Source organism: Pseudarthrobacter sp. SL88 (assembly GCF_026672455.1).
In the GTDB taxonomy this organism is placed as follows: Bacteria; Actinomycetota; Actinomycetes; order Actinomycetales; family Micrococcaceae; genus Arthrobacter.
In genome coordinates, this window is the sequence record NZ_JAPPRD010000001.1 from 3,372,620 (window position 1) to 3,388,139 (window position 15,520).

The window sequence follows — 15,520 nt, forward strand, 5'->3', positions numbered from 1 at the left end:
GCCTCCTGGGAGGCTTGCGCCTAGATTCCCAGGTTGGAGCTCCCCGATTCGTCCTGGAACTCCTTCTTCTTCTTTTCCTTCTTGACCTTGTCCTTCTTGTCCTTCTTGCCCGGGTCCGTCTGCTCGTCATCCGGGACCACTGCGCCGGCCCCCGGGGTCACTACCACCGAGACAAAGGTGGGCGTGGCACCGCCGGAGTAGTTGACCCGGCCGATGTAGGAGCCAGGCTGGAGGTTCTGCCACGACAACGTCACGTCACCGGCAGTGCCGTTCGCCAACCGAAGCGGGTTCGGGCTGACCGAGGCATTGCCCACGTTTGCACCCAGGACTGCAGCATCCAACGAGGCCTTGGTGGGCTGGCCGTTAGGGCTTGCGTAGAGGTTGGCAAACATCGTGTAGACGCCGGCCTTGGGATTGGCGACGGACACTGATTCGCTGGCGGACACCGTCTGGGAGGCGAGCTGCTTGCCATCCGGGGTGAACACCAGGAGATCGAAGTCAGCATTCTCGTCCGAGGAGAAGACGGAGAACTTGGCCAGCGGCGAACCCGCAGCCACCGTCACCTGCTTCATGGCGTTGGAGGTGTTGTTCGCCAGCGCCAGCGGCCCGGGGACCAGTTCCACGGCAGTTGAATCCGCCTTGGACAGGCCGTCCACCGTCATGCTGACCGGTGCGTTGGTTCCGGACACCACGGGAATCTTCCCCTGCCCGGTACCGCCCACTGAGCTGAAGGCGGCATTCGCCGGCGCCACCACGGACTGCGGACGGACCGCTACCGGCGAAGCGACGTTCTTGCCGGCACCCTGCCAGACCAGGCTGCCCATGGCGAACTGGCCTGTGGGGGCGGAGGCATTTTCAAACTTGACCTTGAAAGTCCGCTTTTCGCCCACCGCACTGAAGTTCAGGATCGAGGGGGTCACCGTGACTTTGACGCCCGGCACATTCACCTGGGCGCGGTACAGGCCGGGGGTCAGGGCCGTCACCGTGCGGGTCACTTCGGTCCTGCCCGTCAGTGCGCCGAGTGCAAACGAGGCCACATTCATGTCCCGCGGCGCCGTAGTCCCCAGATCCGGGATGCCCAGGTCCAGTCCGGTTCCCTGGATGAACTTCAGGTAATCGGTTTCGTTGGCGTCGTACACCAGTCCCGGGTCCAGGACCTTGGCAACCGACACCTGGCCGGCGCCGGTGGCGAAGACATCCGTGTTTCGGCTGCCGTCCGCGTTCTTGACGTCCGTAGCGGTGGTCATCATGGCTGATTTGACCGTGGCGGGCGACCAGGTGGGGTTCTTGCCCAGGACCAGCGCACCGAAGCCTGCCACGTGCGGGGCGGCCATCGATGTGCCGGACATCATGCCGAACTGGGCGCCGGCTTCACCGATGGGTGAAACACCGGCCAGAACGGCGACGCCGGGAGCGGCGACGTCCGGTTTCAGCAGGTCGGAGTCGGTGGCCAGCAGCGGGCCGCGTGAGGAGAATCCGGCGATCTGCGGCTGGGGCTCCTGCGGCAGGCCGGTGGTGTCCTTGTTTACCAGCGCGGCTTTGATGGCGGGGTTGGCTGCCAGCTTGTCCTTGATCTGTTGGGTTGCCGGCGGATTCACGTGGACAGTGGGAACGGCGTGCTGGTCCACGTCCTCGGAGGACGGGGTGACGTTGACGAGGATCATGCCGACGCCGCCGGTGCGCTTGACCTCGGCGCTCTTGGCCACACGGTCAACTACTCCCCTGTCGCAGACGACAATCTTGCCGGCCACCTTGGCGGGGTCCAGTGTGTTCGGTCCGCAGAGCTCGGGGCTTGCGGCTCCTGCTGCGGCAGCAGATGCGGCGAGGACCAGCGGACTGGCCGGGACATTGTTGGCCATCAGGCTGGCACCGCGGTACTTGCTGCCGTCCTCGAATTCAACAGTTCCCTGTAGCTCTGTGGAGAAGGACGAGGCAGCGACAGTAGTGAGCCAGGGTGCGCCGTGGTTTACGGTGCTGGCCGTGGGGCCGCTGTTGCCTGCGGATGCGGAAACGAAGACTCCAGCTGAGGCGGCGGAGAGGAAGGCCAGGGCAACCGGGTCCGTGGTGGTGGAGGTGCTGCCCGAAATGGAGTAGTTCAGGACATCCACGCCGTCCAGGATCGCCTGATTGATGGCGGCCACCGATGCGGAGCTGTAGCAGCCGCCGGTGTTGGGGTCGGTGTCTTCCCAGCAGACCTTGTAGATGGAGAGTTTGGCCGCCGGAGCGACGCCGCCGGTGATGCCCATGTCACGGGCGCCCAGGTTGGCCCGGACGTTCGCGTTTCCGGCTGCGGTGCTGGCGGTGTGGGTACCGTGGCTTCCGACATCAACGGGAGAAAGGACTTCCTCGGGGGCTCGGTTGGCCTCCGGGACGTACTTCTTGAAGTCGTCGGCGAAGTAGCGGGCACTGAGGACCTTGGAGTTGCAGGCGCTGCCGTCGAAGGCGGCCCCGGTGCCTTCGCCCTTTTGGCATTCGCCCACGAACGTGTCGCCGTCGGACTTCAGCATCGCGATCTTGCCGTCTGCTGTCCGGTAGGGCACGCCCACTTCGGGGTTTCCGGCCAGCGGCTTGACGTCGGTTCCGGCGAAAAAGGGGCTGGAGGGGGTGTAGCCGGAGTCGATGACTCCCACCACAACACCCTTGCCGGCGTTCTCCGTGCCACCGAAGGATGTGTTCCAGATGCCCTGCGGGCCGGAGAGCTGGAGGAAATCGGTGGTGGAGTAGTCCGGCGCGTTCTCGGTATCCGGCGCCACCATGAGGACCTTCGGGTCCTTGGCCAGTTTCAGCGCCTGGTCGGCGGAGAGATCCGCGGCGAAGCCATTGATGGCGGCGGTGAAGTTGCGTTTGATCTGGACACTTTCATCCTTGGCAATCTCGCGCTGCTGCGTTTCGAGATGCTGCTGGTAGCGCTGCACCTCTGGCCGCCCGGCGTCGAGCTTCTTTCCGCTTTCAGGCTTCGTAGCGCTCAGGTCGCCGGTGCCGCCTGCATAGGTGGCTGCGGGCTTCTCAGCCAGTACCACGATGTACCTGCCGGCCTGGTAGTCCTTGGGATCAAGGTCTTTCTGCTGGACCGACGGAACCTGCCCCGTGGCGGGGGCTGCCGTGGCCGGCACGGCTGCCACTGAACCAAGAAGCAGCGGAATCCCGACGGAGAACGCTGCAGCCCTCCGGAACCCGCCGCCCCTTGCAGGGCTCTTTCCTGTTAATTTCACGTGCACCCTTTCACGATGAACCGGCCTGTCAGGATTAGAGGGCCGGAAACGACAGGCGTGGTACAGGGAATTACAGGTTTTGTAATTCGATAAGACCAGCCGGTTCACAGAGTACAGACTGATAGCCGAATATGACATAGGGCACAAACGGCAAATTTTCGCCAGTCATAAGCATTGCTGGCGGGGGTCTCACCGGGCACCCCGGGAAGACCTGCCTACGCAAGGCAGGGCGCAGGAATCCGCAGCAGAACGCTACTGCCGCGGGGTCCGGACCACGTCGCTGATCCATTGCCGGGTCTTCTCGTCCACAGGACCGGCGGTGCGGTTTTCCCGGGCACGGCGGTCGGCTTTGATCTTCTGGAAGACCATCCGGCCCAGGCCGGCAAATACGGCTGCGGCCATCACTGGCAAAAGGACGGACTTCGAATTCTCTGCCATCCCGTCATCCTAGTGAAGGGTCCCTTTCAACTCCATAGCGGGATCGCACGGATGTGCCGGATTGCCCTTGCGCGGGCCTCGCCGTGACGTGGATCTACCGAATACAGGGTGGGGCCGCCGGGCCGGTAGAATGATAGGGCAAGCTCGCGGAGCGCCCGTCCACAAAGTCTGGAACACTGCCTTACAGTGTGCCCCCAACACCGGTACGGCGTGAGACGGCATCACTCCGCTGCGCCCTTACCCAAGCTCACGCACAGGAGTTGCCGGATGCCCCGGATCGTTGTTGACGTCATGCCCAAGCCCGAGATTCTTGACCCCCAGGGAAAGGCGATCGTCGGCGCTCTTCCCCGCCTCGGCTTCACCAGCTTCAGCTCTGTCCGCCAGGGCAAGCGCTTCGAACTGACCGTGGACGGCGAGGTGACGGAGGAGATCCTGGCCCAGGCCCGCGACGCCGCCGAAACCCTCCTGTCCAACCCCGTCATCGAGGACGTCGTCAACGTCGAGGTCGTCGAGGCCTGACATGACTGAACTTCCCCTGATCGGCGAGGCTGTCGCCGTCGCCGCCAACCCGCGCCTTGCGGGCGCGAAGATCGGCGTCGTCACCTTCCCCGGAACCCTGGATGACCGCGACGCTGCCCGCGCCGTGCGCCTGGCCGGCGGCACCGCCGTCGAACTCTGGCACGGCGATACGGAAATTGGCGACGTGGACGCCGTGGTCATCCCCGGCGGCTTCTCCTACGGCGACTACCTCCGCGCCGGCGCCATTGCCCGTTTCGCGCCGCTGATGTCCAAGATCATCGACGCCGCAAACAGTGACGCCAAGCTGCCCGTCCTGGGCATCTGCAACGGCTTCCAGATCCTCACGGAATCGCACCTGCTGCCGGGTTCGATGATCAAGAACGATCACCTGAAGTTCCTGTGCCGCGACCAGATCCTGCGCGTCGAGAACAGCAACACTGCCTGGACCCTGGACTACGAGGCGGGCCAGGAGATCACCATCCCGCTGAAGAACCAGGATGGCCAGTACATCGCCGACGACAAGACCCTGGACGCCCTTGAGGCCGAAGGCCGCGTCGTCTTCCGTTACGTGGGCTTTAACCCGAACGGTTCGCGCCGCGACATCGCCGGCATCTCCAACGCAGCCGGCAACGTGGTGGGCCTCATGCCGCACCCCGAGCACGCTGTGGAGCAGGGCTTTGGCCCCGAAACTGTTTTGTCCGGCTCCGCCGGCGTCGGCGGGACCGATACCGACGGCCTCGGATTCTTCACCTCCGTACTGACCAAGATTGTGGGAGGCGACAAGTGACCACCGAAACCACCAAGAAGTTCAACATCGACACGGTGGAGAACGCCGGCAAGACTCCGAAGACGGACCTGCCGTGGGCCGAGCTTGGCCTGAAGCGGAACGAGTTCGACGAAATCGTCAAGGTCCTGGGCCGCCGCCCCACCGGCGCCGAACTGGCGATGTACTCCGTAATGTGGAGCGAGCACTGCTCCTACAAATCCTCCAAGAACCACCTGCGCCAGTTCGGCGAAAAGGTCACCGAGGAAATGAAGAAGGACATGCTGGTGGGCATCGGCGAAAACGCCGGCGTCACCAACCTGGGGGACGGCTGGGCCGTGACCTTCAAGATCGAATCGCACAACTCGCCGTCGTTCGTTGAGCCCTACCAGGGCGCGGCCACCGGCATCGGCGGCATCGTCCGCGACATCATCTCCATGGGCGCACGCCCCGTTGCCGTCATGGACCCGCTGCGCTTCGGCGCCATCGACCACCCGGACACAGCCCGCGTGATGCACGGTGCCGTTGCCGGCATCGGCGGCTACGGCAACTCCCTGGGCCTGCCCAACATCGGCGGCGAAATGGTGTTCGACTCCGTTTACCAGGGCAACCCGCTGGTCAACGCCCTGGCTGTGGGCGTCATGCGCCACGAGGACATCCGCCTTGCCAACGCTTCGGGCAAGGGCAACAAGGTGGTCCTGTTCGGTGCGCGCACCGGCGGCGACGGAATCGGCGGCGCTTCCGTGCTGGCCTCCGAATCCTTTGATGACACCAAGCCGTCCAAGCGTCCCGCCGTCCAGGTGGGCGACCCGTTCGCCGAGAAGGTGCTCATCGAGTGCTGCCTTGAGCTGTTCAAGGGCTCCCTGGTGGAAGGCATCCAGGACCTCGGCGCGGCAGGTATCTCCTGCGCCACGTCCGAGCTCGCTTCCAACGGCGACGGCGGCATGCAGGTTGAGCTGACCTCCGTCCTGCTGCGCGACCCCACGCTGACCCCGGGCGAGATCCTGATGTCCGAGTCGCAGGAACGCATGATGGCCGTTGTGACGCCGGAGAACGTGGAAGCGTTCGAGGCCGTCATGGACAAGTGGGCCGTGGAGTACTCCTGGTTGGGCGAGGTCACCGACACGGGCCGCCTGATCATCACCTGGGAAGGCGACGTGATTGTCGACGTCGATCCCCGCACCGTGGCGCACGACGGCCCGGTCTACGACCGCCCGTTTGCCCGCCCCGAGTGGCAGGATTCCGTCCAGGCAGACACCTTTACCGGCTCCGTGCAGGATGCCGGCCGCCCGGCCGGACCCGCCGAGCTGGCCAAGGCTGTGACGGAACTCGTGGCATCGCCGAACATGTGCTCGAAGTCCTGGATTACCAACCAGTACGACCGGTACGTGGGCGGCAACACCTCCATGGCGTTCCCGGACGACGCCGGCGTGGTCCGCGTTGACGAGGAAACCGGCCTGGGCGTTGCCCTGGCCACCGACGCCAACGGCCGCTACACCTACCTCGACCCGTACCACGGTGCACAGCTGGCCCTGGCCGAGGCGTACCGGAACGTTGCCACCGCAGGTGCCATCCCCATGGCCGTCAGCGACTGCCTGAACTTCGGCTCCCCCGAGGACCCGGATGTCATGTGGCAGCTGGCCGAAGCTATCCGCGGCCTGTCCGACGCCTGCCAGGTGCTCGGCATCCCCGTGACCGGCGGCAACGTCTCGCTGTACAACCAGACGGGCACCACCCCCATCCACCCCTCCCCCGTGGTGGCGGTCCTGGGCAAGCTCGACGACGTCGCCCGCCGCACGCCGTCGGGCTGGCGTGAGGATGGCCAGGCGATCTACCTGCTGGGCACCACCGCTGCCGAACTGGACGGCTCTGAGTGGGCCAACATGCGCGGCCACCTGGGCGGCCAGCCGCCGAAGGTTGACCTCGAGACCGAGCGCGCACTGGGTGAGATCCTTATCAATGCCTCCCGCGACGGCATGATCGACGCCGCACACGACCTCTCCGAGGGTGGCCTGGCCGCCGTGCTGGTGGAGTCCTCGCTGCGCTATGGCGTCGGCGCGCGGATTGCGCTGCAGGATGTCATGGACCGCGATGGCGTGGACCTGTTCACGGCACTGTTCTCCGAATCCCAGGGACGCGCCGTCGTGGGCGTTCCCCGCTCGGAGGAAGTGCGCTTCACGGATATGTGCACCGCCCGCGGCTTCGCGCACACCCGCATCGGCGTGGTGGACGCTGCCAGCGGCGCCCTGGAAATCAACGGCGTGGAGAGCCTGTCCCTCGACGCCCTCCGCGAAGCCCACGAAGGGACGCTGCCGAAGTACTTCGGCTAAGCTCCCCCATCGATTGCTCCGTAACGGCCCTTTTGAACCCTCAAAACGGCAGTTACGGAGCAATCGTTTTTAATCTCCCCTTAATCCTCGCTGTGCAGGTCCCGGCGGCGGGCGCTGAGCAGCTCGATTTCCGGGCGGCCCGCCACGAAGCGTTCGACGGCGTCAAGCACCTCCACGAGGTGCGCACGGTCGGCTGCCACCAGGCCGGAGCCCACCCTGGTGCGGCGGTACTGGTCGTGGTCGCCCACCTCGGCGGCCGAGACGTCGAAGCGGCGTTTTAATTCGGCAACGAGTGGCCTGACAACGGACCGTTTTTCCTTCAGGCTCTGGACGTCACCCAAGAGGATGTCGAACTCAATCCAGCCGACCCACATGGCTGCGGTCCTTCCCTAGCCGATGGTGAGCTCACCCATGCGGTCCCAGCCGTCGCCGTCGAGCTGGCGGCTGACGATGCGGGGAGTTTCGGCGAGGGCCTGCGGCATGTCCGCCATGGCCTTCTTGAAGTGTTCGCTGTTCACATGGTCGCCCGCGGCGTCGTCCTTGAACGCTTCGACAAGGACGTACTCGTTGGGGTCGTCCAGGCTGCGCGACCAGTCGAACCAAAGGTTTCCGGGCTCCTGCCGGGTTGCCTCGGTGAAGTCTGCCACCAGCTCCGGCCAGCGCTCCGACCATTCCGGCTTAACCTTGAACTTAACGACGATAAAGATCACTGGGACGTTCCTTCCGCGGCGAGTGTGCGTGCCCCTTCAATGTACCGGGAAGTAACGTACCGCTGGGCCGCCCGCGTCACCAGTCCGCCGGTGGCGTAGAACCAGTTGGCTGGTTTGCTGAAGGCACGGATCCGGAGGTAGACCACACCCGAGGCGTCGATGACCGCCTCAAAGGATTCTTCGCCGCGGGCGGGATGTCCCGGAAGCGTCCCGTAGCCAAAACCTGCTGCCTGCGGCATGCCGTCCGTGGAAGGTTCCAGGACCCACACCACCTCGCACGGCGCGTTCAACCGGAACGGGCCGACGCCGAAGCCGCTGACCACCCGCACGCCCGGCCTTGCCTGTGGGGACTCCGCCCGGACACGGAGCCCTGCGCGCCGCTGCAGATCCCACCCAAGGATGCCGTCCGCCACACGACGGAACAGCGGCAGCCCCGACCCCAAGCGCACCTCCTCCAGGACGCTGGCGTACCCCGCCGGCGTCGTTCCCTGCCTTGTACTTCCAATACCCGGGTAATTCAGGCTGCCGCGGGCCGGCCGTGCCTCATTCACCCGAACGTCCCAGGCGTGCCCAGCCAAGCTGTTCCTGCTGCTTGCGGCTCAGGCCGGCAACCACCAGGTCATAGGAGTCCTCCACCATGTCCCGCACCATGCTCTCCGGGAGGGAACCGTCCAGGCGGACACCGTTCCAGTGCGTCTTGTTCATGTGCCAGGCTCCGTCGATGGCCGGGTGCGCGGCCCGCAACTGAACCGCCAGGGACGGATCGCATTTGAGGTTCACGTAGAAATCGCCGGGGTCCATGGAGGACAGCGCAAACAGCTTCGCCTCATGCCGGGTTCCACCGGCGATGTGGGCACGGACCTTGAAGACGGAAGTCTCCGGCCCGAACGGGTAGTCCTCGAAGGCGCCGGGGAATGAGAGGCAGATCTTGCGCAGCAGGTCGGGGTCCATGAATGAAGCCTATAAAGCGCGTCCTTACGGTGCTAGTCTGCGAGGATGTCACACGATCAGGGAGCCATACCTGTTCTGGATTTGAGCACCGCACGGCAGCCCTACGGGACTTTCAGTCCGGAATTCATCGAGCAGTTGCGGCATGCCACCCATGACGTGGGCTTTTTCCAGATCACCGGTTACGGGGGTTCGCCAGGGCAGGCGGACCAGCTCCTCGACGCAGTCCGGCGGTTCTTCAAACTTCCCCTCGAAGAACGGATGAAGCTCGACAACCGGCTTTCCCCGCACTTCCGCGGCTACACCAGGATGGGAACCGAAGTGACCCAGGGGCGGGCGGATGCGCGCGAGCAGATCGACTACTCCCCCGAGCGCCCGCCCGTTGACAGCTATCCGCCGGACCAGCCGTACTGGCTGCTGCAGGGACCCAACCAGTGGCCGGACGAGGCGTTCCCGGAACTAAAGCCGGCAGCCATGGCCTGGGCCGAACTGATGTCCGGAGTGGGGATGGAGCTGCTGCGAGCCATTGCCGTGTCGCTGCAGCAGCCCGAGGACTATTTTGACGAACCGTTCCGGGAAGCGCCGGCATGGATGGGAAAATTGGTCCATTATGTTGGCGGCGTCGTCAAAGAGGCCGGTGACCAGGGCGTAGGTTCCCACGCGGACTACGGGTTCGTGACGCTCCTGCTGCAGGACGACGTTGGAGGCCTGGAAGTAAAACCGCCGGGGACCTCGGAATGGCTTCCGGTGGAGCCCCTCCCGGGGGCGTTGGTGGTGAACCTCGGCGAAATGCTCGAAGTAGCCACCGAGGGGTACCTTGCGGCCACGATCCATCGAGTGCAGGCACCGCCCCCGGGCGTGGACCGTTACTCGGTGCCGTTCTTCTGGTCACCCCGCCTGGACTCGGTCATCCAGCCCGTACCGCTGGCCCCGGAGTTGAAGGCAGCCGCACGCGGCATCACGGACGACCCCCGCAACCCGCTGCTCGCCTCCTTTGGCCTCAACATGCTCAAGGGCAGGATGCGGGCACACCCGGACGTCACCGAGCGGCATTACCCGGACCTCCTGAAGCGGGGCTAACCTCCCCACGGGCTCAGATTTTGAACTTCCAGGCCTGCTGGGCCGGGCAGGAGTTCATCACAACATCCAGGCCCGCGGCCTTGGCACGTTCCGCGGCGGCTTCATCGATGACACCCAGCTGAAGCCAGACGGCCTTGGCGCCAATGGCGATCGCCTCATCCACTACCTCGCCGACTTTCTCAGAGTTCACAAAGCAATCCACGACGTCGATGGGCTGTTTTTCCGCCGGAATTTCCGCCAGTGTCCGGTACCCCGGTTCGCCGTGCACGGTATCGCCGGCAAGATTGACGGGTATGATGTCCATGCCCAACTGGTCCCGGATGAACAAGGATACGTCGTAGGCGGAGCGCCACTCGTTGGTGGTCAGGCCGACGACGGCCCACCGCCCCTTGGTCCGCATGAGGCGTTCAATAACTGCAGGATCGTTCGTGTGGCCCATGCCATCAGCCTAACCCGGGGCCACGGACTACCGCCCGATGGACAGCTATTTGCCGCCGGGAGTGGTGTCGCCGCCATTTGCCGAACCCGCCCCTTGCCCGGAGTTTGCCGCGCCGGGCTTTTCCGGTGCGGGCTTTCCCGGTCCACTGTCAGCAACTTGTTGTGGTCCCGCCGTCCCCCGCCAATCCCTGTTCCCGGGTGCATGTCCGGGGGTCCCGGGATCGGCTTGGTCCGGGGCGGGAATGGCGCGGCCGGGCATGTTTTCGTCCGATACCGGTTTCCTGTCCGCTTTCCCGTGCGCAGCCGTGTCCGCCGTCGCTTCCCCGCCGGCACGGTTGCGGGGCCCGTCCGGCCGTCCTGGCGGTCCGGCTGCAGGCGGGCAGATGCCCGTAGGAGTTGCCTGGGCTTGTTCCCGGCTTCCGCAGTCGGGTTCACCAGCGACGCCACCGTCGTCCGGCAGCAGTCCTTTGCCCTGGGGAGTGCCGGCGGAATCCGAGCCGGAAATGGCTGCGGGCACTGATTCCGGGGTTTGTTCTGCAGGGACTGCCACTCCACGGTGTCCGGGAGTCGGTGCTGCCGTTGCGCCGTGGGTGATCGCCCAATCCGGCGACCAGTCCGCGAGCAAGTGCTGCACTGACGCTGCACTGCTGCCGGGGGCACTGCCGGCCGTTGCGGCTACGCCTCCAATCCCCAGCCCCATTCCTGCAATTACTGCAAGTCCCACCACAGTGGGACGGTGACGGCCGGAGCGACGGCGGCGGGCCAGTTCGTCCCCGCCGCCGGCCAACAGCCGGGCAAGCTCTCCGGAGGGTTCGGGAACGGGAAGCGACGCGAGCGAGCCGATCGATTCGAGTGCATTTCGAAGTGCGGCGTCGTCCGCGTGGCCTGCGTCCGCGAGGACTTCATCAACCAACTCGCGCAGCCTGCTTTCCGGTGTGGTCATGGCCGCAGATACTCCTTCACTGCCGCACCTTCGCGCAGTTTCAGGATGCCGCGCCGTTGCAGCTGCTTCACTGCTCCCGCGCTCTTCCCTATGGTTTCCGCTGTTTGCTCGACGGTGAGCCCGGCGACGAGCCGCAGCGACAGCACTTCCCGCTGTTCTTGCTGCAGTGATTCCAACAACCCTACGATTTCTCCCGGCGCAATCCGTTCCAGCGCTTCCTCTTCAGCGGACGGGTCCTCCCGCGCGTCCAGCTCCGGTTCGAACGGGAGCTTGGCCGGCGTGCGGCTCTGCCGTCGGTGGTCATCGACCATACGGGCGTGCGCCACCGAGAAGATGAAGGTGCGCAGGCCTGCGCTGCCGCCGGTCACTGAGTTCAACCGTGGCAGCACGGAAAGGAAGACCTCCTGCATCGCTGCCTCCGGATCCTCGGCTCCACGGGCCTTGAAATAGCCCAATACCTGTGACGCATATGTCCGGTAGACGACGCCGAAGGCCGAGGAACCAGAATCTGGATCTCGCAGGGACTCGCCTGTCAGTGCATCGGTCACGGACGTGGTGCCTTTGGTCGGTGCGGGGTTGGCCGGGCAGGAAGGCCCGTCGCCGGAATGCCTTTGCCCGCCTACTTTACCCCGCGGTAACCACCGCGCTCCGGACCGCCACGTGCACTGCCGGTGCCGGCCGTGCGCAGCTGTCCCTGCTGCCGGAGAGTTTAAAGAGCCGGCCTGGAACGTGATGGGGGACAAGTTCCAGGCCGGCGCTACATAAGGGTAATCGTCCCGGGTCCGCGAAAGGTTACGCCTCTTTCAAAAAAGTTTTCCCGTAAGCTGCTGACGCCCCGGAAGTGCACGTCCGCAACCGTCAGTTGGCCAGTTCTGCCCGGCTATGGCGCCAGTCCCAGTGTGCGGGGGCGGCGTGGCGGCGCATGCCCTTGGCCGCGGCAATGGCATGAAGCCTGGCCGCTGCCCGGTCATCGAGGGTGGAGTCGGCGGCGGGAGCTGACGCGGCAACGGTCACTGCCGTCGTTTGCGCACCGGCAGAGCACAGGTCCGTCACCAAGCCGGTCCCGGCGCACTCCCGGACCGCGGCAATCCCCGCTACGATAGCCGCTTTGTCGTTGAAGGCCTGCGAGACCGCCATCACCGCCCCGTCCGGGCCCACGAGCCTGAACCTGAACTTCGACTGGGGATCAAGGAAAACTTCGAATTTGCCCGCCATGGCGCACTTCCTTCCGGTTCTGAGCGGTTTTCCGGACGGCATCTCCGCCAAAAGTCCGGCTGGCGCGTGGCTGCGCCTGTCCCGCAAAGTGGGGACGTGCTTGCCAGGCAGTCCTCGAATGCTGTCCCAAAAGTCTGGCTGTCCGGGCTGTACGCCCACAAGGCAGCGCAGGTAAACCCTGTGTAAATTGAGCTGCCCCGCGCCTGGCAGGAAAACGAACAAGCGGCGGCCCACCCGTAAAGGTGGCCCGCCGCCGTCATAATTCCCTTTGAAACGTCAGTCGTTGATGAGGTCGTTCACCACGATGGTCTGGTCCCGGTCCGGTCCCACGCCAATGGCGGAGAAACGCGTCCCGGACAGCTTCTCCAGCGCGAGGACGTAATTGCGCGCATTCTCCGGCAGGTCTGCCAGGGTGCGGGCGCCCGTGATGTCCTCGGTCCAGCCGTCGAAGTACTCGAAGATGGGCTTGGCGTGGTGGAACTCGGTCTGCGTCATCGGCATCTCGTCGTGCCGGACGCCGTCAACGTCGTAGGCCACGCACACCGGGATCTGTTCGATGCCGGTGAGCACGTCCAGTTTGGTGACGAAGTAGTCCGTGAAACCGTTGACGCGGGACGCGTGGCGGGCAAGAACGGCGTCGTACCAGCCGCAACGGCGGGGGCGCCCCGTGTTGACGCCGAACTCGCCGCCGGTCTTCTGCAGGTAAACGCCCATCTCATCAAACAGTTCGGTGGGGAACGGGCCTGCACCCACGCGGGTGGTGTAGGCCTTGATGATGCCGATTGAGCGGGAGATTCGGGTGGGGCCGATGCCCGAGCCCACGGATGCGCCGCCCGCGGTGGGGTTGGAGGAGGTGACGAACGGGTACGTGCCGTGGTCGACGTCGAGGAACGTTGCCTGGCCGCCTTCCATGAGCACTACCTTGCCCTCGTCCAGGGCAGTGTTCAGCACCAGGGTGCTGTCGATGACCAGCGGGCGGAGCCGCTCGGCGAAGGACAGGAAGTACTCCACGATCTCATCGACCACAACGCTGCGGCGGTTGTAGATCTTGACCAGGACCTCGTTCTTCTGGTGCAGCGAGCCCTCCACCTTCTGGCGAAGGATGGACTCGTCGAAGACGTCCTGGACGCGGATGCCCAGGCGGGCCACCTTGTCCATGTAGGCCGGGCCGATGCCGCGCCCGGTGGTGCCGATGGCGCGCTTGCCGAGGAAGCGTTCAGTGACTTTGTCCAGGACCTGGTGGTAGGGCGCCACGAGGTGGGCGTTTGCGGAAACGCGCAGCTTGGACGTATCGGCACCGCGTGCCTGCAGGCCTTCGATCTCCTGGAAGAGGGCCTCAAGGTTGACCACGCAGCCGTTGCCAATGATGGGGACGGCGTTGGGGCTGAGAATGCCTGCCGGAAGCAGCTTGAGTTCGTACTTTTCACCGCCTACGACGACGGTGTGCCCGGCGTTGTTGCCGCCGTTGGGCTTGACGACGTAGTCAACACGGCCGCCCAGCAGGTCGGTGGCCTTGCCTTTTCCTTCGTCGCCCCACTGGGCTCCTACGATCACAATTGCTGGCATGGGATCCTCCCCCATTCGTTCGGGCCGGCCGGGCGCCACAGCGTGGCGGTCCTGGTTCAGCGCCGTTCATGAGAATGCCCCGAGTGGACCGGCTTCCGCCGTTCCGCAGGCGGATTGGCGAACGCGTTGGCCCCGGGGCCCTTACCACCCAAGTTTAGCCGATAGTGCACTTTGTCCACTCGCTGGGACGTCCCGGTTCTTTACGCGCGGTAAAGAACCGGGACGTCCTGTCCTGCGGCGGTTATTCGTCGTCGGCCTCGCCCGCCGGGCGGGAGGTCTGCTCGGCGAGGGTGTCCCAGAAGGAGGTGTCGGCGTCGGCAATTGAACCGTCCGCGATGGCGGCGGCGGTTGACGTCAGCGTGGTAACCGTCTGCTTGATCAGGTAGCCGTTGCTGCGCTGTCCCAGCGCGTAGCCGTCGAGGTAATGGTCCGACATGCCGCGCATCTCGAAGAGCAGGGTGGCGATGCCGTATTCCACTGAGATGCCGTTGCGGCTGATGGTCTCGGCGCTGCCGCCCTGGTACTTGCCAAGGTGGCCCCATCCGGTGGAGTCAACATTGTCGAAGACCACGGCGCCGAGCTGCTTGGACCGTTCGACGACGGCGGGATCGGCGTTGGGGGTGGTGGGGTACAGGATGGAGCCGGACACCAGTTTGCCGTCCCTCTCTGCCCGGGTGCCCTGGTGGTGCAGGTCGATCATGTAGTCGACCCGGTATTTGCGCATCACGTTGTTGTGCAGGGCCTGGGTTTCCGGCTGGATCTTGGCCACGTGGTCCCGGTTCAGGTCCACGCCCTCGGCGTTGAAGCGGGTCATGTTGCGGTCACCCTTGGCGATGTAGTCCTCCAGGGAGAAGTTGACGTCACCCATGGCGCCGTCCGCGTTGAGCATCGGAACCACCAGGATGTTGACGCCTTTGAGGATGTCCGCCGATTTTCCGGTGCCGAGGTGCTTGACGAACTCCATGGCTCCCTCGGTAGTGAGCTGTTCGTTGCCGTGCTGCTGGGTCAAGTAGAGGATGGTGGGCTTGGCCGGGTCCGAGATGTACTTGACCAGGTGAATGTCGCGGCCCTTCACCGTTTTGCCGATGACCTCCAGTTCCATGGCAGGCTGCTTGGCGTCCTGGTCCTTCAGGAAAGAAACCATCTGGTCATAGGTGGCCAGCTTCGACGTGGTGATCTGGCCGTTGCCTCCGTAGTTGGGCCCCTCCCCCACAGCGATGGCTGGAGCAGGAGCGGCGACAACCGCCAGTGCAAGGGCCCCTGAAACGGCAAGGGTCCTAAAAGTAGCCAGGGATTTCTTCACGTGCGTTACCTCTTTCGAGTGCATTGAGTGCGTCCAGCCGCCATGTCCCCCATTG

Annotated in this window: 16 protein-coding genes; 4 read left to right on the top strand and 12 right to left on the bottom strand. The window is 65.0% G+C overall.

Annotated elements, in window-relative coordinates; translation table 11 throughout:
- Positions 1-20: 20 nt before the first annotated feature.
- Both OVA06_RS15185 and OVA06_RS15190 read right to left on the bottom strand, forming a co-directional pair.
- Positions 21-3,350: a S8 family serine peptidase gene (locus tag OVA06_RS15185; protein ID WP_268159420.1), complete on the bottom strand. Its 3,330-nt coding sequence runs from the start codon at positions 3,348-3,350 to the stop codon at positions 21-23.
- Positions 3,351-3,464: 114 nt separating this feature from the next.
- A complete protein-coding gene (locus OVA06_RS15190; RefSeq protein ID WP_056076845.1) occupies positions 3,465-3,650 on the bottom strand; it encodes a hypothetical protein in 186 nt (61 codons plus the stop codon).
- 267 nt (positions 3,651-3,917) lie between these two features.
- Here OVA06_RS15190 and purS point away from each other — a divergent pair, with 267 nt between their 5' ends.
- Genes purS through purL form a run of 3 tightly spaced genes read left to right on the top strand, consistent with a single transcriptional unit; the run spans position 3,918 to position 7,262 of the window.
- Positions 3,918-4,169, top strand: coding sequence for a phosphoribosylformylglycinamidine synthase subunit PurS (gene purS, locus OVA06_RS15195; RefSeq protein ID WP_015935902.1), 252 nt, complete (start codon positions 3,918-3,920; stop codon positions 4,167-4,169).
- Position 4,170: 1 nt separating this feature from the next.
- Positions 4,171-4,956: a phosphoribosylformylglycinamidine synthase subunit PurQ gene (gene purQ / locus OVA06_RS15200; protein WP_261619952.1), complete on the top strand. Its 786-nt coding sequence runs from the start codon at positions 4,171-4,173 to the stop codon at positions 4,954-4,956.
- Complete coding sequence (gene purL / locus OVA06_RS15205; protein ID WP_056076850.1) at positions 4,953-7,262, top strand: phosphoribosylformylglycinamidine synthase subunit PurL; 2,310 nt, start codon at positions 4,953-4,955, stop codon at positions 7,260-7,262. Before purQ ends, purL begins: the two co-directional genes overlap by 4 nt.
- Before the next feature lie 80 nt (positions 7,263-7,342).
- Here purL and OVA06_RS15210 read toward each other — a convergent pair whose 3' ends face one another.
- From OVA06_RS15210 to OVA06_RS15225, 4 genes are read right to left on the bottom strand one after another with little or no spacing between them, the layout of a single operon-like run.
- Positions 7,343-7,636, bottom strand: a complete 294-nt coding sequence (locus OVA06_RS15210; protein WP_268159423.1) for a DUF503 domain-containing protein — start codon at positions 7,634-7,636, stop codon at positions 7,343-7,345.
- Between the two features lie 15 nt (positions 7,637-7,651).
- On the bottom strand, positions 7,652-7,972 hold the full coding sequence (locus OVA06_RS15215; protein WP_056076855.1) for a putative quinol monooxygenase: 321 nt from the start codon (positions 7,970-7,972) through the stop codon (positions 7,652-7,654).
- Positions 7,969-8,523, bottom strand: a complete 555-nt coding sequence (locus tag OVA06_RS15220) for a DUF1990 family protein (protein ID WP_268159425.1) — start codon at positions 8,521-8,523, stop codon at positions 7,969-7,971. Before OVA06_RS15220 ends, OVA06_RS15215 begins: the two co-directional genes overlap by 4 nt.
- On the bottom strand, positions 8,516-8,923 hold the full coding sequence (locus OVA06_RS15225) for an MmcQ/YjbR family DNA-binding protein (RefSeq protein ID WP_268159427.1): 408 nt from the start codon (positions 8,921-8,923) through the stop codon (positions 8,516-8,518). The genes OVA06_RS15220 and OVA06_RS15225 overlap by 8 nt, the downstream gene beginning before the upstream one ends.
- A gap of 45 nt (positions 8,924-8,968) precedes the next feature.
- Here OVA06_RS15225 and OVA06_RS15230 point away from each other — a divergent pair, with 45 nt between their 5' ends.
- Positions 8,969-10,000 (top strand): isopenicillin N synthase family dioxygenase, encoded by a 1,032-nt coding sequence (locus tag OVA06_RS15230; protein WP_268159429.1) that lies wholly within the window; start codon positions 8,969-8,971, stop codon positions 9,998-10,000.
- Positions 10,001-10,013: 13 nt separating this feature from the next.
- Here the strand turns inward: OVA06_RS15230 and OVA06_RS15235 are convergent, their stop codons facing one another.
- From OVA06_RS15235 to OVA06_RS15260, 6 genes are all read right to left on the bottom strand, one after another.
- Positions 10,014-10,439 (bottom strand): CoA-binding protein, encoded by a 426-nt coding sequence (locus OVA06_RS15235; protein ID WP_056076864.1) that lies wholly within the window; start codon positions 10,437-10,439, stop codon positions 10,014-10,016.
- A gap of 45 nt (positions 10,440-10,484) precedes the next feature.
- Positions 10,485-11,381: a hypothetical protein gene (locus OVA06_RS15240; protein ID WP_268159436.1), complete on the bottom strand. Its 897-nt coding sequence runs from the start codon at positions 11,379-11,381 to the stop codon at positions 10,485-10,487.
- The gene (locus OVA06_RS15245) at positions 11,378-11,929 is read right to left on the bottom strand and encodes an RNA polymerase sigma factor (protein ID WP_268159437.1); all 552 of its coding nucleotides are present in this window, start codon (positions 11,927-11,929) and stop codon (positions 11,378-11,380) included. The genes OVA06_RS15240 and OVA06_RS15245 overlap by 4 nt, the downstream gene beginning before the upstream one ends.
- A 310-nt stretch (positions 11,930-12,239) precedes the next feature.
- Positions 12,240-12,596 carry a YegP family protein gene (locus tag OVA06_RS15250; RefSeq protein WP_056076870.1) on the bottom strand — a complete coding sequence of 119 codons (357 nt, stop codon included), beginning with the start codon at positions 12,594-12,596 and terminating at the stop codon, positions 12,240-12,242.
- 276 nt (positions 12,597-12,872) lie between these two features.
- On the bottom strand, positions 12,873-14,162 hold the full coding sequence (locus OVA06_RS15255) for an adenylosuccinate synthase (protein ID WP_056077073.1): 1,290 nt from the start codon (positions 14,160-14,162) through the stop codon (positions 12,873-12,875).
- Between the two features lie 241 nt (positions 14,163-14,403).
- Positions 14,404-15,489: a M14 family zinc carboxypeptidase gene (locus OVA06_RS15260; RefSeq protein WP_268159438.1), complete on the bottom strand. Its 1,086-nt coding sequence runs from the start codon at positions 15,487-15,489 to the stop codon at positions 14,404-14,406.
- Positions 15,490-15,520: the final 31 nt, after the last annotated feature.